General features: G+C 42.1%; 25 protein-coding genes. 13 read left to right on the top strand and 12 right to left on the bottom strand.

Annotated features, from left to right (window positions below; translation table 11 throughout):
* Together ACL8WY_RS10560 and ACL8WY_RS10565 are read left to right on the top strand one after the other, a co-directional pair.
* On the top strand, window positions 1-1,482 hold the full coding sequence (locus ACL8WY_RS10560) for a sensor histidine kinase (RefSeq protein ID WP_436514692.1): 1,482 nt from the start codon (window positions 1-3) through the stop codon (window positions 1,480-1,482).
* Entirely contained in the window at window positions 1,479-2,168 is a 690-nt protein-coding gene (locus ACL8WY_RS10565) for a response regulator transcription factor (protein ID WP_436514693.1), read from the top strand. Before ACL8WY_RS10560 ends, ACL8WY_RS10565 begins: the two co-directional genes overlap by 4 nt.
* A 579-nt stretch (window positions 2,169-2,747) precedes the next feature.
* On the opposite strand, the gene ACL8WY_RS10570 is transcribed toward ACL8WY_RS10565, so the two are convergent.
* On the bottom strand, window positions 2,748-2,966 hold the full coding sequence (locus ACL8WY_RS10570; RefSeq protein ID WP_436514694.1) for a hypothetical protein: 219 nt from the start codon (window positions 2,964-2,966) through the stop codon (window positions 2,748-2,750).
* 111 nt (window positions 2,967-3,077) lie between these two features.
* Here ACL8WY_RS10570 and ACL8WY_RS10575 point away from each other — a divergent pair, with 111 nt between their 5' ends.
* A complete protein-coding gene (locus ACL8WY_RS10575; protein ID WP_436514695.1) occupies window positions 3,078-3,290 on the top strand; it encodes a helix-turn-helix domain-containing protein in 213 nt (70 codons plus the stop codon).
* A 101-nt stretch (window positions 3,291-3,391) separates the two neighbouring features.
* Here the strand turns inward: ACL8WY_RS10575 and ACL8WY_RS10580 are convergent, their stop codons facing one another.
* The gene (locus ACL8WY_RS10580) at window positions 3,392-4,030 is read right to left on the bottom strand and encodes a hypothetical protein (protein WP_436514696.1); all 639 of its coding nucleotides are present in this window, start codon (window positions 4,028-4,030) and stop codon (window positions 3,392-3,394) included.
* Between the two features lie 362 nt (window positions 4,031-4,392).
* Window positions 4,393-4,608, bottom strand: a complete 216-nt coding sequence (locus tag ACL8WY_RS10585; RefSeq protein WP_436514697.1) for a hypothetical protein — start codon at window positions 4,606-4,608, stop codon at window positions 4,393-4,395.
* Window positions 4,609-4,638: 30 nt separating this feature from the next.
* On the opposite strand from ACL8WY_RS10585, the gene ACL8WY_RS10590 reads away from it, so the two are divergent.
* The 3 genes from ACL8WY_RS10590 (at window position 4,639) to ACL8WY_RS10600 (ending at window position 6,168) form a co-directional block, all read left to right on the top strand.
* Window positions 4,639-4,896 (top strand): helix-turn-helix domain-containing protein, encoded by a 258-nt coding sequence (locus ACL8WY_RS10590; protein WP_436514698.1) that lies wholly within the window; start codon window positions 4,639-4,641, stop codon window positions 4,894-4,896.
* A gap of 85 nt (window positions 4,897-4,981) precedes the next feature.
* Window positions 4,982-5,134 carry a DNA adenine methylase gene (locus ACL8WY_RS10595; protein ID WP_436514700.1) on the top strand — a complete coding sequence of 51 codons (153 nt, stop codon included), beginning with the start codon at window positions 4,982-4,984 and terminating at the stop codon, window positions 5,132-5,134.
* Window positions 5,135-5,142: 8 nt separating this feature from the next.
* Window positions 5,143-6,168, top strand: a complete 1,026-nt coding sequence (locus ACL8WY_RS10600; RefSeq protein WP_436514701.1) for a hypothetical protein — start codon at window positions 5,143-5,145, stop codon at window positions 6,166-6,168.
* A 188-nt stretch (window positions 6,169-6,356) separates the two neighbouring features.
* Here ACL8WY_RS10600 and ACL8WY_RS10605 read toward each other — a convergent pair whose 3' ends face one another.
* The 4 genes from ACL8WY_RS10605 to ACL8WY_RS10620 form a co-directional block, all read right to left on the bottom strand.
* Window positions 6,357-7,421 (bottom strand): hypothetical protein, encoded by a 1,065-nt coding sequence (locus tag ACL8WY_RS10605; protein ID WP_436514703.1) that lies wholly within the window; start codon window positions 7,419-7,421, stop codon window positions 6,357-6,359.
* A 118-nt stretch (window positions 7,422-7,539) separates the two neighbouring features.
* Window positions 7,540-7,779, bottom strand: a complete 240-nt coding sequence (locus ACL8WY_RS10610) for a hypothetical protein (protein ID WP_436514705.1) — start codon at window positions 7,777-7,779, stop codon at window positions 7,540-7,542.
* Between the two features lie 181 nt (window positions 7,780-7,960).
* A complete protein-coding gene (locus ACL8WY_RS10615; protein ID WP_436514706.1) occupies window positions 7,961-8,767 on the bottom strand; it encodes an anti-sigma factor in 807 nt (268 codons plus the stop codon).
* Window positions 8,764-9,270 (bottom strand): RNA polymerase sigma factor, encoded by a 507-nt coding sequence (locus ACL8WY_RS10620; RefSeq protein WP_436514707.1) that lies wholly within the window; start codon window positions 9,268-9,270, stop codon window positions 8,764-8,766. Before ACL8WY_RS10620 ends, ACL8WY_RS10615 begins: the two co-directional genes overlap by 4 nt.
* An 871-nt stretch (window positions 9,271-10,141) precedes the next feature.
* Between ACL8WY_RS10620 and ACL8WY_RS10625 the strand changes: the two genes are divergently transcribed.
* Window positions 10,142-12,364 (top strand): TonB-dependent receptor, encoded by a 2,223-nt coding sequence (locus tag ACL8WY_RS10625; protein WP_436514709.1) that lies wholly within the window; start codon window positions 10,142-10,144, stop codon window positions 12,362-12,364.
* A 164-nt stretch (window positions 12,365-12,528) separates the two neighbouring features.
* Here the strand turns inward: ACL8WY_RS10625 and ACL8WY_RS10630 are convergent, their stop codons facing one another.
* Complete coding sequence (locus tag ACL8WY_RS10630; RefSeq protein ID WP_436514710.1) at window positions 12,529-13,827, bottom strand: hypothetical protein; 1,299 nt, start codon at window positions 13,825-13,827, stop codon at window positions 12,529-12,531.
* 17 nt (window positions 13,828-13,844) lie between these two features.
* On the opposite strand from ACL8WY_RS10630, the gene ACL8WY_RS10635 reads away from it, so the two are divergent.
* From ACL8WY_RS10635 to chrA, 6 genes are read left to right on the top strand one after another with little or no spacing between them, the layout of a single operon-like run.
* Window positions 13,845-14,165, top strand: a complete 321-nt coding sequence (locus ACL8WY_RS10635; protein ID WP_436514711.1) for a 2Fe-2S iron-sulfur cluster-binding protein — start codon at window positions 13,845-13,847, stop codon at window positions 14,163-14,165.
* Window positions 14,165-14,752, top strand: coding sequence for a thymidine kinase (locus ACL8WY_RS10640; protein ID WP_436514712.1), 588 nt, complete (start codon window positions 14,165-14,167; stop codon window positions 14,750-14,752). Before ACL8WY_RS10635 ends, ACL8WY_RS10640 begins: the two co-directional genes overlap by 1 nt.
* Entirely contained in the window at window positions 14,688-16,871 is a 2,184-nt protein-coding gene (locus tag ACL8WY_RS10645) for a hypothetical protein (RefSeq protein WP_436514713.1), read from the top strand. Before ACL8WY_RS10640 ends, ACL8WY_RS10645 begins: the two co-directional genes overlap by 65 nt.
* Window positions 16,868-17,545: a DNA repair protein RecO gene (recO, locus tag ACL8WY_RS10650; protein ID WP_436514714.1), complete on the top strand. Its 678-nt coding sequence runs from the start codon at window positions 16,868-16,870 to the stop codon at window positions 17,543-17,545. The genes ACL8WY_RS10645 and recO overlap by 4 nt, the downstream gene beginning before the upstream one ends.
* 46 nt (window positions 17,546-17,591) lie before the next feature.
* On the top strand, window positions 17,592-18,554 hold the full coding sequence (locus ACL8WY_RS10655; protein ID WP_436514715.1) for an isopenicillin N synthase family dioxygenase: 963 nt from the start codon (window positions 17,592-17,594) through the stop codon (window positions 18,552-18,554).
* Window positions 18,555-18,557: 3 nt separating this feature from the next.
* Window positions 18,558-19,739 carry a chromate efflux transporter gene (chrA, locus tag ACL8WY_RS10660; RefSeq protein WP_436514716.1) on the top strand — a complete coding sequence of 394 codons (1,182 nt, stop codon included), beginning with the start codon at window positions 18,558-18,560 and terminating at the stop codon, window positions 19,737-19,739.
* 48 nt (window positions 19,740-19,787) lie between these two features.
* On the opposite strand, the gene ACL8WY_RS10665 is transcribed toward chrA, so the two are convergent.
* From ACL8WY_RS10665 to uppS, 4 genes are all read right to left on the bottom strand, one after another.
* Window positions 19,788-20,315 carry an OmpH family outer membrane protein gene (locus ACL8WY_RS10665; RefSeq protein WP_436514717.1) on the bottom strand — a complete coding sequence of 176 codons (528 nt, stop codon included), beginning with the start codon at window positions 20,313-20,315 and terminating at the stop codon, window positions 19,788-19,790.
* A gap of 70 nt (window positions 20,316-20,385) precedes the next feature.
* Complete coding sequence (locus ACL8WY_RS10670) at window positions 20,386-20,919, bottom strand: OmpH family outer membrane protein (protein ID WP_436514718.1); 534 nt, start codon at window positions 20,917-20,919, stop codon at window positions 20,386-20,388.
* 25 nt (window positions 20,920-20,944) lie between these two features.
* Window positions 20,945-23,599, bottom strand: a complete 2,655-nt coding sequence (locus tag ACL8WY_RS10675; protein ID WP_436514719.1) for a BamA/OMP85 family outer membrane protein — start codon at window positions 23,597-23,599, stop codon at window positions 20,945-20,947.
* Window positions 23,600-23,632: 33 nt separating this feature from the next.
* A complete protein-coding gene (gene uppS, locus ACL8WY_RS10680; RefSeq protein ID WP_436518055.1) occupies window positions 23,633-24,301 on the bottom strand; it encodes a polyprenyl diphosphate synthase in 669 nt (222 codons plus the stop codon).
* Between the last annotated feature and the right edge of the window lie 45 nt (window positions 24,302-24,346).

Here is a 24,346-nt window from a genome sequence, read left to right on the forward strand (position 1 = left end):
GTGAAAAAGCAATCCTACCGCAAGAGCTTGATTTTGATCGTGATGACTGCTCTGGTGCTCACCGCAGCGCAGGTGTACTTTACGGTGCAGAGCTATGAGGTAAACAAGCAGCAATTCATACGGGACGTGCAGCAATCATTGAATGCGAGCATCGAAAATTACTTTGCGGGAAAGGCGCGGAGCAGCATTTTCGTGATGAGTGAGGGATCGCTGGATACGCTGGTCGGCGGCCGTCAGTCGTATGCTTTCGCATCTGCGGTCACCAACATCGACAGCCTGATTAAGGTCGCCGGGGATAGTCAGGCAAGAGTTAGCACGGGGTTTACTCACATCTGGTCGGGATCGTCAAATCCGGATTCCACCTACATCGACTCAGCCTTTCAGCTGAGCAATGAAACTTCCCTCAGGAAATTAAGAATCAAGGGAGATTTTGATTCTTCCCGAGCCAGAGAGCTGGAGTTTTTGACGCAGAAAGTCATGGTTTCGATCAGCGAAGATCTCGTGGACCTGGGGGCGCTTTACACCGAATTTGAAAAGCAACTGAAAGAAAAAAACCTGGACGTGAATTTTGTGCTGAACCAGGAAAGCCGTGCGGGCAAAACCAAAATTGGATCGCTGGATGACACCAACTACCTGTCAGCTTCTGCGACCTCCGCCTTTCTGGATAGCTTCACCACCATCAATGTAAACTTTGAAAACGCGACCCTGATCATATTGAAAAATGGGATTGGCGAACTCGTGCTCTCCATCCTGCTCATTGGCCTGGTGATCGGCACGTTGATTCATCTGTATCGTACCATCAATGAACAAAAACAACTGGCGGCCATCAAAGACGACCTGATCAGCAACATCACGCATGAATTTAAAACGCCGATCGCTACGATTTTTTCCGCACTCGAAGGCGTTACCAGCTTCAACGATACCAACGATCAGGAAAAGACACGACGCTACCTGGCGCTCTCCAACAATCAGTTGCAAAAGCTCAACGACATGGTGGAGAAGATGCTGGAGACTGCCATCATTGATCAGGGGAAACTCACGCTGAATGTAGAGGAAGTGGAGGTGGTATCCTGGACGGAAACTATCGTGAAGCGATTTCAATTGATTGAAACCGACAAGCAGATAGCGTTTGAAGCGGACATGGAATCGGCGGTGTGTACACTCGATCGATTCCACATGGAGAATACACTTTCCAACCTCATCGACAATGCCATCAAGTATGGCGGTGATGCTATCACCATTCGGCTGAAGCAAAAGGAGTCGTCATTTGTGTGGGAGGTAGAAGACAATGGCGGCAACATACCGACGGCTCAAAAAGATAAAATATTTGATAAGCTCTACCGCATCCCTACGGGCAATCAGCACGATGTAAAAGGATTTGGGATTGGGCTCTACTATGCACGCACCATTGCCGAATTGCATGGCGGCCAGCTTACGCTCGAAGGCTCCAACCAACAAACGATTTTCAGATTGTCCCTATGAGTACTGAGTCTGCCAAAATATTGCTAGCGGAAGATGAAGCGGCGCTTGGGATGATCATCCGGGAGAGTCTGGAATCACGCGGATTTCAGGTAGTCTTTTGCAAGGATGGGGAGGAGGCGAGAAGTGCATACGAGGCGGACCGTCCAGACATTCTGGTGCTGGATGTCATGATGCCGAAGCTTGACGGATTTTCTTTGGTAAAGGAGCTGCGCAAAAAAGATCAATTCATCCCGATCATCTTTCTCACGGCCAAGTCACGCACCGAAGATGTGGTGGAGGGTTTTGGCTATGGAGCCAATGATTACCTCAAAAAACCGTTCAGCATGGAAGAACTGATCGTGCGGATTCAAGCCTTGCTCAACCGAAAAACTAAGCAGCAGACAAACGGCACACAAGAGATCGGTGCTTACACGTTTGACTGCCAGAAGCAGGTGCTGACCCATCGTCCAAGTAATGAAGAAGAGCGGCTCACACACCGTGAAGCACATTTGCTGGATGCACTTCTGCAAAATGCGAATGAGCTCACCGACCGCCAGCAGATCCTCAAATCCTTGTGGGGCAACGACGACTTTTTCAATGCCCGCAGCATGGATGTCTTCATCAGCAAGCTCCGCAAGAAACTCTCCAAGGACGACACCATCCAAATTATCAATGTACGTGGGTATGGGTATAAGTTGGTGGTGTGAAGCATCTACCGTCATTCCGGTTTTGGAGGAACGACAAATACCGGAATCTAGCGCTGCATTAATAATGGTGAGGAACGAGGTTGTCTGTCTTGACGTGCCCCCTCATGTTAGTAAAAGCCTTTTACTTTTACTTTTTGTCTTGATACAAAAAGTAACAAAAAACTCAAGGCTGATTCATTAATGGCTAAAAAAGGATTCGGTCAGCTAAAATCCATGAAACTCACTGCGCTCAAACAGTCATGTATTTTTTAACGCTTTCCTCTTCCTTTTTCTTAACGCCATTTCTGAATAGGCCGTTTTACTCACCATTGCAAATGCTGCTCAACTTCGCTGAAAGCGATTCAGAGAGCAAGCATATTTATGGTGCGTGGGGAATGAAATCTCGGCGGCCAGCGTCTGGCCATGAGGGCAGGTCCCTATGCTCGCATAGCGAGCTCCGGCAAAATCACGTGAAGGGCTGTGTGAATGGCTGGATTGATTTTGTCATACACTTTTTGTTACTTTTTGGTGTTTCAAAAAGTAAGGAAGCAAAGGTGCCTCCCCTGAGGGTACAGCGTCAAGACAAAAAGGAAGGTATCCTCACTTCTTCATCCCCTCCACTTCATTCAAAAAATTGATCATTAAATAAATATGCTGAGACAGCTCCTTGTTGATGACCGTCTCGTCCTCCGCCATGATTAAGTTGAAATAGACATCCTCGATGGAGCGACGAAGTGCCGCAGGCGAGGCAAAATCAAACATATCCTGCAGCTCATGGAGCAGCCGCTGCTCATATACAAATTGGTCGATGGGATTCATAGTTGGTTAATTTTAGAATTGAAAATAACACAATTGAAAATTGATAATTCAAATCAATAATGATACTTATTGTATGTAGACTTGTTGTATACTTCTCGTCAGCTTTGATGTGTGCAAGAAGACATCCTCAAACGGTTTGGAAATCGAGTTAGACATGTTCGTAAAGAGCGTGGATGGTCTCAGGAAAAGCTTGCCGAGCATACTGGTTTCCATCGCACTTACATTGGCATGGTTGAACGAGGAGAACGTAATATAAGCCTCAAAAACATTGAAGGATTTGCTAAGGTTTTTCAGTTGGAGTTGAAAGAGCTATTGGATTTTTGAGAATACCATTTTAATTACTTGCATGCCTTTTAAACAAATACAAAAAAAGCCACCCCTCGGTAGCTCCTTCATGCTTAATCAGTTGGTTTGCGAGGGGATCATTACCCTATAATCGTACGCGCAGACAAATACCCAATATAAAACGACGGATTCGATCGCTTGAAGCGCTTCATGACCCGATCCAGTTTCTCTAGAAACAGGTTACCCTCATCCATGAGCGATTCTATGCTTTGAGTGGCCGACCGTGATGCAATCTTATAGGAGCGCGGCTTGCCTCGCTGATCCTGATATGTGCCAAAGTCCAACTTCACATCTTCAATCTGATCTTGAGTAAGTCCATAGTCTGCCATGTTTGTCACGTGGCTTTCCAGCAGGTCAATGACGTGGCTCGCTTTGGTCTCAAACTCCTCGTTGGCCAGGCGCAGGTAGTCAGACTTGGAGTTGCTGGACTGAACGAGTAGCTCTGGGTTTTCGGTATCCTCAGCGTAGGCTTCCAGCACATCGTCCAGGATGTCCAGCTTTTCGGCGATGCGTTGTTTGGTGTCTAGCAACGTACCACCGATAAATACCTGAGCAGCCTCCTGATCTTCTGCAGAAGTACGAATTTGATGGATGATTTGTGCCAGGCCTGTTTTGTAATTACTTGCAATGGGGATGGCATTCCACGTTGCAGAGGTACCATCCAGATACCCATTGGTGGAGCGCATCATCTCCAGTTTTTTGATTTGTCTTTTGTTCATGATAAACATTTAAAAGTTTAAAAAAATATTGAAGCTGCAAGGGTATTCGTTAGCCGTCATAATCCTGAATAGTGCATGTTTACCATTGGTGTACAAGTGGAGATTTCTATCAGTTGTGCACGGATGTTAGAGGTCTATGCACGGCTGTCAGTGCTTTATGCAGTGATGTAAGTCCTTTATGCAGAGCTGCCAGTGCTTTATGCAGTGATGTAAGTGGTCCATGCAGTGATGTCAATGCTTTATGCAATGATGTAAGTGGTTTATGCACGCATGTGACAGGCTTATGCGCGGCTGTCAGGGGTTTATGTATGGGTGTAAGTGGTTCATGTAGGGGAGGGAGGGGTTGGTGCGGAGCGGTGAACCTATTTCACTTTCTCTGCTTCATTGAGAAAGTTGATGATTAAATAGATGTGCTGGGATAGATCTTTACTTATTACGGTTTCTTCTTTGGTCATGAGCAGGTTGAAATAAACATCTTCGATGGCGCGCCGAAGTTCCGCAGGCGAAGCGAACTCAAACAGCTCTTGCAGTTCATGGAGCAGCCGTCGTTCATATACAAATTGGTCGATGGGGTTCATTGAGAATGCAATCTAACTAAATAGAGCCAATTGGCTCTAATATTCGTTTATGTTTTTACTGAGTTTACCACCATGAAAAACCAGTCTTTCATAGATGCATTTGGCAAGCACTTGAAAAAGCTTCGTGAAGAACGTGGACTTAGTCAGGAAGAGCTGGCACATAAATCAAATATGGCGTTCAGCCAGATTGGCCGATTTGAGCGTGGAGTGAGGAGCCCAACACTCAGTACAATTGCAGCTCTTGCAAAAGGATTGGGAGTGGAACCAAAGGAGTTATTAGACTTTTAGCACTTTCTATTTCACTATTCTTAGGCTGGTAAGTGGTAATTAATGGTTTTGTGTAGATTTAAGTAATTAACTAGTAAGTAATTTTATGAAACCATTTCTTAGATGGGCTGGTGGTAAAAATTGGCTAATTAAGCACATTGACTCCATAATTGATATTAATCAATTCAAAAATTATCATGAACCATTTCTCGGTGGCGGTTCAATCTATTTTCATTTAGATATGAAGAATAGAGAATAGCAATTGAGTTGGGTGAGAATCGATTGAGTGCATTATTTGACAGAGTGATAATCGGAGAGAACAAAAAAAACGACCTTCGCTGCATTACTACGGATACAATAATAAGAGCTCTTAAGAGATCAAATTTTTTGGGAGACGTTACAAAGAATAAAATTGAAAAGTTAGGGTCTTTCTATCGTGGTGATTTGGACCTTGCTTTTGAAAGATTATCTGATTATTTGATAAAAGCGACTACATATTACACTGAATTTATTATTGATGAATGGAATAAAGGTGAAAATGGTATAGCGGCCATAAATAAGGGAATATATGGCCAGATAATGCTATTAAGTGATCTTATGGATCATTTAATTGACAATCGAGCCATTGGAATTAATTCAACAATCAATGATATTATTTTAGAGGTAAAGCCGTATCTGGATCCCATTATCCATTTTTATAATGACATCACTGAAGAGCAATCTGATGATTTAAAATCTAGGCATGGTTCGGGAGGAGATACTAAATATTGGAGGACGCTTCAAATGGTTGTTAGGGAGAATTATCCTGATTTTAATCCTGAAGGACTAGATGAATACAACAGAAAAGAAGCTAAAGAATTCAATGAAAAATCTTTTGCCATAATTAGAGATTTAGAGCAGTTTTTTAAAGTAGATGCAAAAAATAGACTTCTAAATAGGTTTGAAGAAAAAACATGGTGGAAGAAAGGAGTCCCTAAAGAAGTTTACGACAAGGCAGGTGGTCTCGCACTCGCTAAAAATAGGGAGATTGAAAACGAAGAAGATGAAGTCGAGCCATGGGATTGTCTCAATTTAATAGACTATAGAAAAATTGCTCTAAAAAATTGGCAAGATATATTTGACCATGCATATACACAGCCAGGTGTTAAAAAAGGGAATAAAGAAGATAAAACTAAGTGGATGGTGCAATTAGAACGAATAAGAAATCAAAATTTTCATTCTTATTCTGTTTCTCAAGTTGAATATGAGTTTCTAGTTTCTCTAAAAGATTGGTTGATACCGCAAGAATCGTAATCTGACGACCTTCAATTTTTATTGCTTCCGTGTTGAGTTTTGGGTTGAACTGGCTCGGGGTTATAGCGTCCTTGACCTGGAGCATAATATCCACCGGGAGCTTTTTCAACTGTCTTATTGAGTCTACCTTTTTCCAAACCTGTTTGTTCCATTTATATAAAATAATAAGATTGTTCGAATATAACAAACTAAACATCGATTGATTCAGTATAAGAAAAATACTTTTCTATTAGCTGTTCAATTTGATTATTTCTTATGTCTGTTATTAGTGGTTCTATTGTATGAAGCAAGGGGTTTAATAATGCATTGAATGTTGCAAAATATTCTCTTGCAGAACCAAGAACATTCTCTTCCCCAGAGTCGATGTTCAAAACTGCAATAGGATTTTTGCTCGAACCTATACGAAAAGAAGCAAAACTCTTAATATCCTTCCCTTCTTTTTTAAAATAATTTGTAAGTTGACTAACTACTACATCACCCATAAATGAACAATTAGTTATTAGGTCATCAATTTTGTAGCATATATAATTACCTTCAAATATGGCAAATGCCGCGCCAGGCATTTGGTGCAACTTCCCATCAATTCTAATTTTGTTAAAGACAGGAAGTCCTATAATGGGGATTTCTAGATTTTTTTTTGTATTGAGTTTAACATAAGATTCGGGTATTGTTATCAGGACACCAGCATACGCCTTAGTTCGTTTATCGTCCGTGAACGATATTTTTTTATCAAGTATTAATTTATCTATTAAATCGTAATGATCTGAAGCGGGTAAGTAAAGCATAATATTGGCCCCTTTTATATCAACTTCTTGTGTTGAAAAGTATTGTGTAAACATCAATATCTCTTCTAGAACCTTCTTTAGAAGATTAATTTTTCTTTTATCTGTTAATTCTTCATCCGAAAGACCTTTTAATTTATCAACAATCTTTCTATAAAAATTTGGATATTTATTATGAACAAAGGGGTTCGGGGCTTTATAAATTGCTGATATTGTTTCGTTGAATCTAGACTGATTTTCAGCTTGATCAGAACTTAAATACCGCGTAAAAACATAGACCCAAATGACTAGGCTTAATCCAAAAAAAAATGCGGAGTAATATATTCCAGTAGACTCAAACCCATGGAACCAAACTTTGAACATTGTTCTAATACTTGTTACAATATTAGAAGAGTCGATACCGAGCCAGGCACTTAATGCAATTGTAAATAAGCTTGCAAAAAAGCGGTTTAAAATCAATTTATTTTTCATCGTATAACAAAAGCGGTTAATACAATGATAAAAGTTTATTTTGAATCGCTTGTGTTAGCTGATTTTAAACTATCTCATTTATGGATATAGCATCTCTCTTCTTTAGTAGCCATTTAATTCACACCTTCTTCACCTTCTGCTGTCCCGTAATCGCGTCGATCATCTTCGTGTAGCTTACGCGCTTGCCGGAGTGTTGGGAGACATAGAAATACTGTAACCCTTCTAGCTCCACGGTGCATTTGCCCAGCTCGTATCGGTGAGCAAAAACTTCATCTCCTTCAAGGATCTGTATGCCCTCTTCGTCAAGGAGCTCCGGCGGGAGTTTTTCTTTGGGTTTCTTTTTAAATATTCCGAACATCTACTATGCGGTTGAAGCGTGCAATACTATAGAGGAATAGTTAATTAGTAAATAGTTGATTGGGGAAATAGTAATTAGTGGGGGAATAGTGAATTAGTGGAATAGTTAATTGGTGGATTGGTTAAATAGTAAAATAGTGATTAGTGATCAGTTAACTTATTACTAATTAACCAGTCCACTGCTAGACGTTACCGACCACCTGCATGGTCTCGAGTGAAGGGTTTTCACTGCCGCCGCGAGGCTCGATGGTCACGGCAAAGGCTGCCGCATTGGGACCGATGTTTTTCATCTGCACGAGGAAGTTGGAACTGCCCGGCTCGAAGACTCCCGCATCTACAGGCTTCCCATCAATAATCGCCCAAAGCTGATATTGCTGGTCTTGAGAAAGTTCTTTCAGATTTTGAATGCTGAGGTAGACATCCGCTGTTGCTTCATTCCAATACACGGTCGCTTGAGATCCCGGTGAGTTGTCTGTGCCATTCATCACCACACGCTTATACGCCGTGTTGTTCATGATGGCCACCGCATTCTGGATGTCATCCAGCTGCTGATTCACCTGGTTGTAATTGTCCGCAAACTGTTCGTTCTGTGCGATCAGGGAAGCCAGTCGGTCTTCTGCCGATTGCCATTTGTTCCAGTAGTTGAACGCCATTACCGCAGAGCCCAGCGCAATGATCAGCGAAGCAGCCGCGGCAAACCGCAGCATGCCAAACGAACCTTCAGGCTTCATCTCTACTACCGGTGTCTCTTGCTTAGCTTCCGGCTGAGTTTCGATCTGCGCCATCAGCTTATCTTTTATACCAGGAGGAGGCGTCACCGCTGTGGCAAAGGCAAGAAATTCCATAGACAGCTCGATCTTCTCCAGCTCCTCCTGAATCTCAGGATGCTCTGCAGCAGCAGTCTCCACCTCTGTGCGCTCAGCTGCTGAAAGCTGATCCATCACATAGGCTTCTAAGATGCCGGACGATATGTATTCTTCTATGTTCACTCTACTTGCAATACTTTTCTCATGTTCTTTAAACCCATCCTCAGGCGCGTCTTTACCGTGCCGAGCGGAATGTCAAATTCCTTCGAAATTTCTGATTGGGTATAGCCTTTAAAGTACACCATCTCCAGGATGAACTTTTCTTCATCACGTAAAGATGTCATCGTTTCCTTTAAACCAATCCCATCAATATTCAGGTGGCTTAAGTGATCGCGTTCTATTCCAGATACGTAAGTTTCTATGGTATCGGTTTTCCCAACCTTCTTCATTTCTTTCGATCGAATCTTATCGATCGCCAGATTACGGCTGATGTTTACCATCCAGGTAAAGAAACGACCCTTTGAAGAGTCGTATTGATCAATTTTATCCCAAAACTTCATGAAGGCGTCCTGCAGCACTTCTTGCGCTACATCTACGTCTTTGACTATCCGGGAGATTGATCCATAAATCGCTGCAGAATAATTATCATACAGATAGCTGAATGCGTCGGCCTGTCTCGCTTTCATTTGAGCGACAAGTTGATCTTGATCGATTTGGTGATTAGGAAGGCCCACAGTTTTACTATTGCTAAGCTAAATTATTAATTATTGCTATCCTCATGTTGCTCCTTTGCCTAAAATTATCTGGACATGCATCCTTTGTCTGCTGGCAGGCAATGAATAGACCATATTCATGGTCTATTCTGATTTACGTAATGTTGGGTGATTATGGATTTCAAAAAAGGTCATGATTATTCCAATACGCTATTGCCGTTGCTTATATGTCGAAACTTTAGTCATTAAAGTAGAATAATCATTCTGTCAGGATGGCTCTTTTCCCACTTACTTTTTGTCTTGACACAAAAAGTAGCAAAAAGCTCAAGGCTTATTCATTAATTGGCTAAAAAAGGTTTCGGTCAGCTAAAATCCATGAAACTCGCTAGGCTCAGACAGTCATGTATTTCTTAACGCTTCCCTCGCCTTTTTCTTAACGCCATTTCTGAATAGGCCGTTTACTCACCATTGTTAATCCTACTCAACTTTGCTGAAAGCCGATTAAGTGCACGTCATAGGTTAGATTGTTATCCATCCCTACCAAATTCGCTTCATAGAAGCGATCTCTTAAAATCTCGTGTAGGGATAGCGGGTCAGCTGGATTGATTTACTCATACCCTCTATCCATGCCGCACAGCCCCTCGTGAATCTTCGATTTTAAGATGGCTTTTGCTACCGACACGCGTAGTGTTTTTGCCAAGAAAAAGTAGGTGCCTTCCCGGCATTAGGGTATCACAGAAAAACTTGCCAAGTAAGAGATTTAAAACTGATGTGGTAAAATCCAATCGCTACCATCACCCGTATGTTAGAGCAATTATTCATTCAAATCAGCATCTAACATCTAATGAACTTGCTAAAGAACACACACTTTTTACTCTTTTTCCTCATCGCCCTTGCGGGATATGCCCAGACTATCAATGGCTCAGTAAAAGACGCCTCGACGGGTGAACCTATAGAATTTGTCACTATTTATAACCTGACAGACGATGTGCATGCACACAGCAATATAGCCGGGAGCTTTTCCCTTAAGAACACCGCACCTGGTGATTCAATTTTCATCTCCATGGTTGGATATGATCGCATGCAGTTTGTGGTGTCTGAGGAGACTGATTGGAATATCCGCATAACTCCGGCTCCCGTGGAGCTGTCTCAAGTGGTGATCACTCCGGAGATAAACACACTCAACAAAATCAAGCAGGTAGACCTGAAGCTAAACCCGGTGAACTCATCCCAGGAAATCCTACGGAAGGTACCCGGACTATTTATCGCTCAGCATGCCGGCGGAGGTAAGGCAGAGCAAATCTTCCTTAGAGGTTTTGATATCGATCATGGCACAGATATTCAAATCACAGCAGATGGTATTCCGGTCAATATGGTCTCTCATGCGCATGGCCAGGGCTATGCGGATCTTCACTTTTTGATTCCGGAGACGGTACAAGGAGTTGATTTTGGAAAAGGGCCTTATTATGCGGAGAAAGGAAATTTCACCACGGCAGGGTATGTGGATTTCAATACATACAATCGGATCAATCAGAGCAGCGTCAAAGTGGAAGCGGGAAGGTTCAACACCTTGCGAAAGGTTAGTATGATTGATTTGGTGGATGGTGATGGGACACAGGACGCTTACATAGCTACCGAATACATGATCTCGGACGGACCTTTTGAGTCTCCACAAAACTTCAATCGGCTCAACCTGTTTGGAAAGTACAATGCACAGATTGGGAACGACCTATTGACGGTGCAGGCTTCTACCTTTCAAAGCAAGTGGGATGCTTCGGGACAAATTCCGCTGCGCGCCGTGGCGTCTGATCAGATTGGAAGATTCGGAGCGATTGATGATACGGAGGGAGGCGAGACTTCCAGGCAAAATTTTATGATTGATTATACTTCGTCTTTTTCCAATGGAGATTTTATGCAGACCAAAGCCTTTGTTTCTAAGTATGACTTTGAGCTGTATAGCAACTTCACCTTTTTCCTTGATGACCCGGTGAATGGTGATCAGATTCGGCAAAAAGAATCGCGAACGATATATGGCATTCAAACTACCTATAACCATGGCACACGATTATTTTCCGGTGATCTCACCGTAGAAAGTGGAGTCGGGTTTCGGTACGATGACGTCAACGGGGTTGAGCTTTCTCACACTCGAAACAGAAGTGAAACGTTGGACCCAATTGCGCTTGCGGATGTCGATGAGTTCAATGGTTTCGTGTTTTCCGGCGCCACCTGGGAGTCTGGTAAATGGATGGTAAATGCAGGACTGAGAATGGATCAGTTTCGCTTTGAAGAGGTAGACTATCTCTCAGCCACCTACGATCGGAAATCCGGCACACAAAGCACCATTTCACCAAAGTTAAATGTGATTTACAGCCCATCTACTAATTGGCAGCTCTATGCTAAATCCGGAAAAGGATTCCATAGCAATGACGCACGTGTGGTGTTGAGGGAACAAAGCCAAAACACACTTCCTTCAGCATGGGGCATTGATTTAGGAACCGTCTATCAGCCGATCGATCGGTTATTTATCGATGTGGCTTATTGGGAATTGTACCTCGAGCAAGAGTTTGTCTATGTAGGAGATGCGGGAATCGTGGAGCCGAGCGGCCGAACGAAGCGAACAGGTGTGGACGTAGGAATCAATTATCAGTTGACGGACGAGGTGTTCATTTATTCCAATGCGAACTATGCCAATCCACGAGCTGTGGATGAGCCTGAGGGCGCTGACTATATTCCGCTGGCACCAACCTTCACAAGCATTGGCGGACTTACTTATAAAGGCAAAAACCTGAGCGGTTCCATACGGTATCGGTATATAAAAGATCGGGCGGCCAATGAAGACAATTCGGTAACTGCTGAAGGCTACTTCCTTACGGATGTAAATCTGGCTTATGATCGTTCCAAATGGACGGTTTCTCTTGCCATAGAAAATGTGTTCGATGTGGAATGGAGAGAAGCACAGTTTGATACGGAATCCAGATTGGCCGGGGAAACCGAATCGGTTTCAGAGATTCATTTTACGCCGGGCGTTCCATTCTTTTTAAAAGCAGGATTGACGTTTAAGTTTTAGGTCACCGTCATTACGAGGGAAGAATGACCGAAGTAATCTTATGTTTTTTAAACAATTCAGATCGCTTCGTTGTACTCGCGATTACGTTTAAGTTTTAAACATCATGGTTTTTGTCATTCCGGTTTCAGAGGAACGAACAATGCCGGAATCTCTTGTGGGAGTTACTACCTAAACCGTCTAAATAGCACCTTCAAAAATTCCTTCACTTCATCCGACTGCATATCCCATTCGTTGTGTTTGGCATAGCCCTGCACAAGGAATTCCACGGACTCGTCAAATGAGTCATAATCCTCGAGCTCAACAAGTGCATTTTCAAATTCATGTTTGTCATTCCGGAAAAGCTCCTTGATGAACATGTAGCGATGGTTGAGAGAAATGAGCTCTAATATGCTGCTTTCTTTATTGTTGTTTTCCAGGTGGTCAGCGACAGTCTCTTCCTGACTTTCAAATTGCTTATTGATCGTCTCTTCTGGGAAGTCATCCTCCTTGTCTTCATCCTCCAGCATTACTGGCGTACGAACTTCTTTCTTTGGCTCTTCTTCTTCTGTCTCCTCCGGCGTTTCTTCAGCTTTTTCTATCGGCTCTTCAGCTTCAGGTTCTTCTTTTTTTGCTTCTGCTTCCGGTTCTGATTCTTCTTTCTTAACCTCGGGAGCCTTCGGTTGAGGTTCTCTTTCGTCCTCTATATCTTCCTCAGCCATGGCATCATCCTCGGCATTCATTTCGATATTTGCTGTCTCTTCATTTGCATCAGGAGCGGTCTTTCGTGGCTTTGGGCGTTCTTCTACCAAATCCTCTTCTCCGGGCTCAAAAAGATCATCTTCATCAAATTCATCCATTTCAGGATCATCGGAGAATATCTTCTCGGCAGATATGGGAAGAATATTTGTTAGCAGCTCACACTCCGCTTTAACAGCTTCAGTGGTATCAAAATCATCGAACTCTTCCGGTAGCTCATCGACCACATCGTCGATGGACAGGCCTTTCATGTCCGAAAGGAAGTTTTGAATCTCTTTTTTGTGGATTTTCAGATATTTCACCGTTCCTTCCACAGATTTTTCTTTGATGGTTTCCACACCACGACTATCCAAATCTATTTGTACGTACGCCTGAGGCATTGCAGCAAGGTAGAGTGTGTCTTTTATGGCGTGATTGAGCAGTGTTTCAAACTTTTCCTTGTTGATTTCGATGTGTTGTGAGAGCACATTCATAAACTGGATCATCGCCTGACGAACTTCCTCATGCTTGTAGTTGAAGAATGGGCTTTCCAGCTTTTTAGTTTCTTCTTGCCAATATCTAAAAAGTAACTTGATCACAAAGAAATTGACTTGCTTGGAAGGAGTAACCTTCAATATTTCCTTGCCTGTAATGACTTCTTTTCCGTCTTTGAAAAAATCAGCGGTCACTTTTGATGCAAATTTCTCACAATAGCCGTCTATAAAGTCTTCGTTTAGTTTCTTTTGCATTCTTGAAAATTGATGGTATGCCAACTGTAGTAATTGCTAACCTAAAGAGTAAATCTATTCATTGTGAGGATAAAAGGGAAAGTTTGCTGAAGATTTTGCTTACAGCGACGGATTGGATGCATGCGTGTGGAGGCAAGGGAAGATGCACCACATGCAAGGCTAAAATTGTGGATGGCATGGATCATCTTTCGCCATTAACAAAACCAGAAGAGCAATATTCGAAATTGAATAAATTGCGAGACGATGAACGCCTTACTTGTCAGACATTCCTAAATGGAAATGTGACTGTAGAGGTGCCAAAAGAAACACAGTTACCCCACTTGAATTACACAGATTAATGTTTGTTGAGCCACATATAGGTAAGGGAACGCTCAGAAGGGCTGGATGGATCGAAGTGGTCTGTGGATCCATGTTTTCGGGTAAAACGGAGGAATTGATCCGAAGGCTAAATCGGGCGATGCTGGCGAATCAGCATGTAGAAATATTTAAGCCGGCAGTGGATAAACGCTATGATAAAGTAAAAATCGTTTCACATAAGGATACGTCTATACCTTCCACACCGGTCAATTTCGCAAACGACATTTTGTTAAGAGCAGGCAATTGTGAGGTAGTCGGGATTGACGAAGCGCAATTCTTTGATGCTGAAATCATCAATGTGGCAAATGAGCTCGCCAATCAGGGGAAGCGAGTAATTGTGGCGGGTTTGGATATGGATTTTAAAGGCATGCCTTTCAAACCCATGGATGCCTTAATGGCCACCGCAGAGTACATTACTAAAGTGCACGCCGTGTGTATGAAGTGTGGAAATGTGGCATCTTATTCCCATCGACGTACTAAATCGAAGCAAACCATAGTTTTAGGTGAAAAGGATATTTATGAAGCTCTTTGCAGATCTTGCTTCTTTGAGGCGGTGGATACTAAGTAGTTTGATCGTTTTTCTTGGGTGGTTTGGATTTTCCCAAAACATTCCGGTAGGAACATGGCGGACTCACTTCAGCTATACCAATGCAAAGAAATTGGCGGTTACACCTGACAAGGTATTCTGTGCCACAGAAATTGGACTTTTCTCAAGAGAACTCTCGGATGGCTCGCTTAGAAAGCTTTCCAAAATTGATGGACTTTCGGATGTGGAAGTTTCGGCGCTTGCTTATAGTGAGAACCTTAATTTATTGGTGATAGGCTATGCATCCGGATTTGTCGATTTTGTATTTGAAGATGAATTGTTAAGCCTGAATGATATTGCCGTCAGCAATTTAGATGGCGATAAAACCATCAATGATGTTGCATTCGGGCCTTCCCGAACGTTTCTGGCTACAGATCTTGGTGTGGTTGTAGTCAATTCTTCAGATGCAACAGTTCTGGAAAATTATGTTCAAATAGGTACGGCTGGAGCAGCGGTGGCAATTGTGGAAATTCTCTACAGGAACGATTCGTTATTTATTCGAACAGATGATGGCATTCAATCGGGAAGCCTGAATTCAAATCTGCTGGATTTCAGCAGCTGGACCAGGTATCCATCTACAACTACGTTCAGATCTATGAAGATGGTTGGAAGCGAAATCTACGCCATTTCCACACCTGATTTATGGAGATATTCTAATGGCAGTTGGATAGATACTGGTTTCGACCTGCCAAACGGATCTACGGAGTTATACGAAGTGAACGAACAGATTTTCACTTCGTCAAACGGGATAATCTATGAGCTTATGGCAAATGGTTTTGAAGTGAGCCTCACCACATCAGCTACATCCATCAATGATATAGTTTCTTCTGGCACAGAGCTTTTCATCGCGGACGGTAACCAAGGATTAATCAATCAGTCAGGTGATCCACTTTCACCTACCGGACCAGTATCAAATACTTTTTCAAATTTCAGGGTACTTGCGAATGAGCTATTCGGCTTTCATGCGCCTTCACCTTTCTCATATGATGGCTCAGTTCAAGTTGAAGAGTTTTCTAAATTTTCAGAAGGGGAATGGCAAGCCGCTTCCATCGAAAACTTCACCAATGTTTCGGATGTCGCGAGATTCAATGGAAACCTTTACTATTCATCTCTTGGAGATGGGCTGTACGATGAGCTCAATGGATCTATACTCAATGATGTCCCCGGGAGTTCATCTGAATTAGACACGCTCATTACAGCCTTGGCCGGAGGTTCAAATTTGTGGGTTTCTTCCTTTAGAAATCAATCACCAGTTCACATCATGGATGTAGATGGAAACTGGATCTCATATTCTTCTTTGATTCTGGGCGAGGATGAGTTCTTGACGATTGATCTCTCCGAAATCGGCATTGGATGGCTTGGTGCTTCTTCGGGCATCATTACCATCATGGATCCGGAAGAAGTGAGGATAGATCAGATCAGCACGACTGATGGGCTTCCATCTTCCTTTCTAGACATTGACATTAGCATTGAGGATAATGCGTGGATAGGAACAAGCAGAGGACCGGCACTTTTTCCTGATGCCTCATTTATTTTCTCTGACCCTGAGGGCATTCAACCCACTTTTGAGAATAGGACCTTGTTTGAAGATGAGCAGATTAATGCTGTCTTGACTGATGGGGGAAATCGCATTTGGTTTGGCACCAATCAAGGCGTTTGGGTTTATGACGAAAATACCTCTGAACAAGTAGCTGTATTTAATGAAGCCAACAGCCCGATTCCATCCAATCAAATTATACAAATGGACTATAATGGGGTTAATGGTGAAGTCTTTATTTTGACGACCAAAGGAATGGTATCCTACCGAAGTGCCTCTTCGATTGGAAATCGTGATCACAGAAATGTGACCATTTTCCCCAACCCGGTTCGCCCGGAGTATCAAGGGGTAGTGGGACTATCCGGTCTGGCCAGAAATGCCAGTGTGAAAGTGACAGACATAAATGGAAATTTGGTTACAGAAATAGAAGCCAATGGGGGATCTGCATCTTGGAATTTAACAGATGTGAAAGGTGGAAGAGTAGCTACCGGTGTTTATCTGTTTTTTAGCTCAAGTTCGGATGGAGAAGAAACCTATGTTGGGAAAATCGCGGTAGTGCGATGATTGTCAAATCCAAAGGAATAGTCCTTAGTTACATGAAGTATGGAGATACTTCTATCATCGCTAGAATATTTACAGAAGAAGGAGGTTACGGTTCTTACATTGTGAACTCAATTAGGAGTCAGAAATCGAAAAAGAGCATTGGCTATTTTCAGCCATTCACCATTCTTGAAATGGTACTATATGTGAAGGAAACACGTGACTTGCAGCGCATCTCCGAATTCAAAAGTCACTATCCGCTTCACCACATTCATCGGGACTTAGTTAAAAGCTCTATCACTCTTTTTCTGACTGAGGTCTTTTCGAAGCTCTTACAGTCGGAACAATCGCCTAACCAGGAGCTGTATTTTTTTGCAGAAGAATCCATCAAGTCTTTTGATCAGCTAGATTCAGGAGTTGGCAACTTTCACCTGCAGTTTCTGCTCAAGATTGGCCCTTTTCTGGGTTACGCCATTGATGACATTGACACATTGTTTAGCTCAACGGACAAGCTTTCACCGTCAAATGAAAATCACGAAATTCTAGATACACTGATGAAAGAGCCTTATGGATCGGATATTAAAATGACCAGAGATTCAAGAAATGTAATGTTGGATAGTATTTTGGATTATTATCAGCATCATGCACATATTAGTAAACCAAAATCGCTTGAAGTGCTTCGAAGCATTTTGAATTGATTTCCACTTAATTCTGAATTAAATTGTAGTCCTAACTAACCCGGATATGGCTGATATACTTTATGACGAAGTGCCGTCACTAGACCTTGCGGATTTCACCAATGGTACGCAAGAACAAAAGATGAACTTTGTCAAGTTGCTTGGGAAAGCGTATACAAACATTGGATTTGTTTCCATTAAAAATCACGGTCTGTCTGACGACCTAACCTCTAGTCTATACGGATCGGTTGAGAAATTTTTCAGGCTGCCTGATGAGGTCAAAGAAGCTTATGAAAAGAAGGAATTGGCGGGTCAGAGAGGATACATCAGCAAGGGTCGTGAAAAGGCTAAGGGAAGAAACACGGGTGACTTGAAAGAGTTTTTTCATGTTGGACAACCAAAGGAAAATCAGCGAGAAGATTACCCGGATAATATCTGGCCGAGTGAGGTGCCGGAACTTGAAAAACACACTACGGAAGCCTACCTGACCTTGCTTCAAGCCGGAATAAGTATGCTTCGTGCCATCGCATTATACCTTGATCTTCCAGAGAATTACTTTGATGATAAGGTCAAAGATGGCAACAGTATTTTGCGTCCGATCCACTATTTCCCAATCGAAGATCCGGATGCGCTCCCGCCGGATGCTGTTCGTGCGGCCGAGCATGGAGATATCAATCTCATTACCCTTTTGATGGGAGCCAGCGCCGACGGTCTGCAGGTGTTGAGAAGAGATGGGAAGTGGATTCCAATTACTGCTCTTCCGGATCAGATAGTTGTAAACGTAGGGGATATGCTGGAGCGACACACCAACGGCAAACTAAAGTCGACTATTCATCGCGTGGTAAACCCGCCCAGGGAACTTATGCATACTTCCAGGTTTTCAATTCCCTTCTTCATGCATCCGGTTTCTGAGATGGACTTATCATGTCTGAAGGGCTGCATAGATGAAGAGCATCCTAAGGCCTTTGAAGATATTACTGCTGGAGAGTTTCTGGATGAGAGGTTAAGAGAAATTGGATTGAAGTCATAATTCATGTCTGTAAGAAGAGTACGAAACATAATATTTCTAAAGGATGTTTGGGTATTGTCTCTGACAGCTTTTGGTGGTCCGCAAGGACATTTTGGAATGTTTCTGGATTTATTTGTTTCCAAAAGAGCATACCTCACAGAAGAAGATCTCATTGAACTTTACGCACTTTGCCAAATTTTGCCCGGCCCAACTTCTACTCAAACAATAACTGCTTTGGGATATAAAATTGGCGGCCCCAACCTCGCTTACTTGACATTGTTGGTATGGGCACTACCGGCTGTTTCGATCATGACAGCATTTGCCATCTTCGTCTCTTCTGCACAAGCAATGGAGATATCATTAGACTTTCTGAGATTTATTGAGCCAATAGCCGTCGGTATTGTGGCTTATTCCTCATATAAGATCGCTGTTAAAGTAGTCAATACGAAGGTTGGTTTTGGGTTAATGGTCTTTTCGGCTATTGCCTCATTTGTTTTAAAATCACCTTATGCATTTCCTGCATTGATCATTTTGGGTGGACTTGCCACTACCTGGAAATACAAGAAACAACCGATCGAAGAAAAGGAGAAGATCAGTATCAATTGGTCAAACCTCATACTTTGGATTTCTGTGTTAGTCGCGGCAGCAGTATTGGGAGGAGTAACTCAATATCAACCGATCAAGATTTTTGAAAATTTCTATCGAAACGGAAGTTTGATATTCGGAGGTGGACAAGTGCTGGTGCCGCTGCTCTATACTGAATTTGTAGAATTCAAGGAGTTTTTGACCTCACAAGAGTTTATATCTGGCTATGGTTTTGTTCAGGCCATTCCGGGACCTGTTTTCTCTTTCAGTGGATACGTTGGAGCGATAATGACCAAAGAACTCGGCATAGGAGGACAGCTACTTGGTTCAAGCATGGCAGTGGCAGGCATTTTCTTGCCGGGCACATTTTTGATCTTCTTTATTATTCGATTTTGGGAACAGCTGAAAAAGTATCGCATTGTGAAGGCATCACTTGAAGGAATTACAGCTGTTAGCGCAGGGATGGTAATTGCAGCGGCGTTTTTACTCTTTATGCCTATGGAGCAAAAGGCCATTAATTACATTTTGCTATTCAGTACTGTCGGGATGATGCATTTTACAAAAATACCTACACCATTGATTGTTTTGGCAGGCTTGGTGTTTGGAATTGTAATCGCATAAAAAAAGCCCAACCAAACTGGCAGGGCTTTGAATCAATCCTCTAGTTTCTTATTTGTTTGCAGGTGGGTTTATTCCCAACTTCTTCAAAACAAGGTTAGTTACGTTATCTTCTTCACGAGCGTAAAGCAGAATGCTTTGTCCACCGGCAGTCATGTTTAAAACATGTGTGTAGCCATTCTCTGTTGAAATCTGCTCGATTGCAGTTCCAATTTTCTCGAATGCAGGCTGCAGCAACTGGTTTCTTTTCTGCAGCATAGAATTTTGAGCATTTTGCTCAAATTGCTGAATAGAGGTCTGGAGATTCACAATCTCATTCTCTTTATCAGCTCTTACCACATCTGTGTAACTTTCAGCGTTTTGCTGATACTCAGCAACTCTTGCTTGGTAATCAGCATACTTGGCCTCAAGCTGAGTTGATAATTGCTTATCATAGCCTGCTAATTCACTTTCAATTTGTTTCGCTTCTGGCATTAGGCTCAAAACGTACTCTACATTTGTATAGCCTATTTTCAACTGCGCCATCACTCCGAATCCGATCACAGCAAGGGCAGTACTTAGTAAAATTCTAACTTTCATATCAATTAACTTTATTCGTTTTTAAGGTTGGGTGTTTACCCGTTGGTTTGTTAAGATTCAATTTTTGTGCTCAATTATTATTAACGCTCTGATTTTCTACCAATCCAAGATCTTCAAGCACGAAATCAGTATAATCATGGATTGGATCCGTGTAGATCATCACTAGATCTCCAGACTTGTCAAAGACTATTTGTAGTCGGCTATTTTTAGCAACACGCTCTACAGCTTCAAAAACCTGGTCTTGAACTGGCTTCACTAACTCTTTTTTCTTCAAGAAATAAAGACCGTCAAATCCAAAAATGGATTGTTGATATTCTTTCACCTCTTTCCACTTCCGTTCGATCTCTAAATTTCGTTCTTCCCACATTTCTTTGGTAAGGAGCACTTCTTCAGCCTTTAAATCCACTTCCATTGCTTCTACCTGCTGGTAGAGTTCCTGAATTTCAGTCTCCCATCCTTTAGCCAATTTTTCAATCTCTGCTTGTGCTTCTTTATACTCCGGCATCTTTTCCAGAATATATTGAGTGTCTACATATCCAAATTTTTGCGCAAATGTAATAGACCCTAAAAACAGACCAAAAAGCAGTAGAGATAACTTTTTCATAGCGATTTCATTTAAGACACATCCATTAACGTATCTGTTGTCCAATGGAGAAATGGAACTGCGGACCGGCATTGTCAAAAGTACCTGGAACTCTGTCAAATCCATATGCCCAGTCAATCCCCATGAGTCCAAACGCTGGCATGAAGATTCTAAGGCCTAGACCTGCAGATTTTTTTATGTTATATGGATTGAACTCAGAGAACCTATCCCAGTTGTTTCCACCTTCCACAAAGGTCAGCGCATAGATGGTGGCAGATTGTGCAAGTGAAATAGGATATCTCAATTCCATCACATACTTATTAAACAAAGTTCCACCTTCGATATTGGTGTCAGTATCAAATGGAGTGATGGAGTTATCAGGATAGCCTCGTAATCCCACTACGTCGGTACCAAGCAAGAAGTTCTGACCAGTCAGACCTGAACCACCAAGCTGGAATCGCTCAAATGGACCTACATCTGTTTTGCTTGTATAGGTTCCGAGGTAGCCAAAGTGTGCTCTTGCAGACAGCACTAGCTTCCCTGTAAGTGTCAAAAAGTATTTGCTATCAAAGTTCCACTTATGATATTCTAACCACTTATAGCGTTCACCTGCACTTGCATTTTCATAGTCAAGATCTCTCCAAAGAGAATATGGAGGTGTAAATGAAGCACTCAATGAAATGCTGGATCCATTTTGTGGATACATCGGTTGATTTATGGAGTTTCTTGCAAACGTTGTATTAAACGTTATACTATTTGCATCTCCAGTACTAAACCCAAGCGATCGGCTATTGAATTGGAATAAGTCATACCGCTGGTATGAAATACCTGTGCTTACGGTAAAGAAATCATCAGGCCATCTAACCCTTCGACCCAATGAAGCCGAAATTCCAGTCACCTTCAGCCAACCCAATGTCTCATTGGTAATTCTGTTAATTGATCTTTGTATTGATTTGCTAAAACTCAGGCCAAAAGAGTTAGGCTTTCTTCCCCCAAGCCAAGGCTCTACGAAGCTGAAAGAATAGCTTTGGAAGTTTCGTCCATTTGCTTGGAATCGTAGTGATAGACTCTGGCCATCACCTACCGGCAATCCTCGCCAGTGTTCAGGTTTTGTTATGTTTCTGACGGAGAAATTGTTGAAGGTAACACCAAATGTGCCGACGAACCCAAAGGCTCCTCCCCAACCACCTGAAAGCTCAATTTGATCATTGGATCGTTCAACGAGCTGCCATTCGATATCTACTGTTTCATTAATAGGATCTGGAACTGGAACTGGATTTACCTGCTCAGGGTCAAAATACCCTAGTTGGGATAATTCTCTCTGTGTTCTAATTAGTTCGGCTCTACTAAACTTATCTCCAGGTCTCGTTCTTAGCTCTCTCAGGATTACATGATCATTCGTTTTATCATTTCCGCTGATGACCACCTTGTCAATAGTTGCCTGGGCGCCTTCATATATCCTGAGCTCCAGATCAATGGAATCCTGCTCGACACCAACTTCTACCGGATTGATATTAAAGAATAGATACCCATCATCCATATAGAGTGAGCTAATGTCAGCACCATTTGGATTGAAATTAAGTTTCTTATTTACCAAATCGAGATCGTATACATCTCCTTTTTGAATGCCAAGGATTCGCTGCAATTGCTCATCTGAATAGATGTAGTTTCCTGTCCAGGCAACGTTACGGAAATAGTACTTGTTTCCTTCTTCCAGCCGGATATTGATATTCATGTACTTATTAGAAATATCATAGATTGAATCGTATACAATCTCAGCATCTCTGTATCCTTTCGAATTGTAGAAACCTATCAAAGCGTCTTTGTCAGTTTCATAATCCTCCTTTACAAATTTGGCAGATTTGAAGAAATTTAGATTTGCGTGGGTCGCCATATATTCTCTGACCTCTTCTTTGGAAACCTTTTTAGACCCTTTTACAAAATTGATCATATTTGGCGGCCAGGCTAGTTTAACTGCCGTTTCAATAATTTCCGTTGGCAACGAGAATTTTGGAACCATTCCAGTTCCTTTTAGCTTCGAACGTAGCTTAGCTGAAGTGAATTCTTCATTCCCCTCAAAGCGAATGTTTCTAATTTTTACTTTTTGACCCTTATCTATGGTAATCTTCAAAAAAGCACTATTTCTTAGGATTGTATCGTTTTGCTGAACAACGTTAACTTTTGCATTTAGGTAGCCTTTGCTCTCCATGTATTTGGTGACGGCAAGCTCAGTATTTTTGATAACCACATCGGTTAGCACTTTTCCTCGTATGAGACCGACTTTGTCTTCTATTTCACCTTTCTTGGTTTTGTTCACACCCTCAATAGTGTATTTGGTAAGCCTCGGCCTTTCGGTCAGCTCAATGACAAGCCATATTTTATCGTCTTCTACTTTTGATGCAAAAATGGTGACATTCCCAATTATGCCTTGATTCCAGAGTTTCTTTATAGCGGTAGTAATTTCATCCCCCGGAACTTTGATTTTGTCTCCAACTCGCAGGCCGGATAATGAAATCAATGCATTATTATCAAGAAATTGCACTCCTCTTACTTCGATATCTGCAATTTCATATTCCTTGGGACTCGAGTAGTTAATGGAAACTCCACCACTTGGATTCGTTTGGTCTCTTCCAAAAACAACCTGAGCATCAGCCTTATTCATTGCCACAAGGGCTAAAAGCAGGAGTAGTATTTTTTTCATTTGTGTTTTCAATCTTTCCAATCCAAGCATAGTTTATGCCTTCACTTGTTCACTTGTTTTTCCAAAGCGTCTTTCCCTGTGCTGATAAGAAATTATAGCTTCAAACAAATCCTTTTTTCTAAAATCAGGCCAAAGCACTTCCGTAAAATGCAATTCCGTATAGGCCATTTGCCAAAGCAAAAAATTACTTATTCGCATCTCTCCGCTTGTCCTAATCAACAAGTCAGGATCCGGAATACCTACAGTTGATAGATGATTATCTACGTCAGAAGGTTCGATGTGAGTTTCATTTTTCTCTATTAGCTTATTTATTGCATTAACTAAATCCCATTTACCACTATAGTTGAGTGCTAACACAAGCACCATACCAGTATTAGATTTTGTCAATTCAATGGCTTCTAATATTTTTTTTTGTGCTCCATTGGGCAATCCGTCAGTATTTCCAATGGTAGCAAGTTTTATATCATTTTTCTGTAGCGTTGGAAGTTCATCTTTGATCGTATTCACCAAGAGGGTCATCAGTCCATCTACTTCATATTTTGGACGATCCCAGTTTTCAGTGGAAAATGCATACAGGGTTAAAAATTTAACTCCTAGCTCAGCCGAGCCTTCTGTCACATTCCGAACAGCCTCAATTGCGTTTTGATGTCCGAAAATTCGTTTTACGCCTTGCTTCTGTGCCCATCTGCCATTCCCATCCATAATCACTGCAATGTGATTTGGAATGTTGGTTTCTACTATCTGTTT

The organism is Ekhidna algicida (genome assembly GCF_051379705.1).
GTDB lineage: Bacteria > Bacteroidota > Bacteroidia > Cytophagales > Cyclobacteriaceae > Ekhidna.

Excerpts from the sequence above, each read along its gene's own strand:
- ACL8WY_RS10625 (WP_436514709.1), top strand. The coding sequence starts at position 10,142 with ATGAACTTGCTAAAGAACACACACTTTTTACTCTTTTTCCTCATCGCC.
- ACL8WY_RS10605 (WP_436514703.1), bottom strand. The coding sequence starts at position 7,421 with ATGAAAAATAAATTGATTTTAAACCGCTTTTTTGCAAGCTTATTTACA.
- ACL8WY_RS10675 (WP_436514719.1), bottom strand. The coding sequence starts at position 23,599 with ATGAAAAAAATACTACTCCTGCTTTTAGCCCTTGTGGCAATGAATAAG.
- ACL8WY_RS10595 (WP_436514700.1), top strand. The coding sequence starts at position 4,982 with ATGAAACCATTTCTTAGATGGGCTGGTGGTAAAAATTGGCTAATTAAG.
- recO (WP_436514714.1), top strand. The coding sequence starts at position 16,868 with ATGATTGTCAAATCCAAAGGAATAGTCCTTAGTTACATGAAGTATGGA.
- ACL8WY_RS10665 (WP_436514717.1), bottom strand. The coding sequence starts at position 20,315 with ATGAAAGTTAGAATTTTACTAAGTACTGCCCTTGCTGTGATCGGATTC.
- ACL8WY_RS10610 (WP_436514705.1), bottom strand. The coding sequence starts at position 7,779 with ATGTTCGGAATATTTAAAAAGAAACCCAAAGAAAAACTCCCGCCGGAG.
- chrA (WP_436514716.1), top strand. The coding sequence starts at position 18,558 with ATGTCTGTAAGAAGAGTACGAAACATAATATTTCTAAAGGATGTTTGG.
- uppS (WP_436518055.1), bottom strand. The coding sequence starts at position 24,301 with ATGGATGGGAATGGCAGATGGGCACAGAAGCAAGGCGTAAAACGAATT.
- ACL8WY_RS10570 (WP_436514694.1), bottom strand. The coding sequence starts at position 2,966 with ATGAATCCCATCGACCAATTTGTATATGAGCAGCGGCTGCTCCATGAG.
- ACL8WY_RS10670 (WP_436514718.1), bottom strand. The coding sequence starts at position 20,919 with ATGAAAAAGTTATCTCTACTGCTTTTTGGTCTGTTTTTAGGGTCTATT.
- ACL8WY_RS10640 (WP_436514712.1), top strand. The coding sequence starts at position 14,165 with ATGTTTGTTGAGCCACATATAGGTAAGGGAACGCTCAGAAGGGCTGGA.
- ACL8WY_RS10580 (WP_436514696.1), bottom strand. The coding sequence starts at position 4,030 with ATGAACAAAAGACAAATCAAAAAACTGGAGATGATGCGCTCCACCAAT.
- ACL8WY_RS10630 (WP_436514710.1), bottom strand. The coding sequence starts at position 13,827 with ATGCAAAAGAAACTAAACGAAGACTTTATAGACGGCTATTGTGAGAAA.
- ACL8WY_RS10655 (WP_436514715.1), top strand. The coding sequence starts at position 17,592 with ATGGCTGATATACTTTATGACGAAGTGCCGTCACTAGACCTTGCGGAT.
- ACL8WY_RS10635 (WP_436514711.1), top strand. The coding sequence starts at position 13,845 with ATGCCAACTGTAGTAATTGCTAACCTAAAGAGTAAATCTATTCATTGT.
- ACL8WY_RS10565 (WP_436514693.1), top strand. The coding sequence starts at position 1,479 with ATGAGTACTGAGTCTGCCAAAATATTGCTAGCGGAAGATGAAGCGGCG.
- ACL8WY_RS10585 (WP_436514697.1), bottom strand. The coding sequence starts at position 4,608 with ATGAACCCCATCGACCAATTTGTATATGAACGACGGCTGCTCCATGAA.
- ACL8WY_RS10620 (WP_436514707.1), bottom strand. The coding sequence starts at position 9,270 with ATGAAAGCGAGACAGGCCGACGCATTCAGCTATCTGTATGATAATTAT.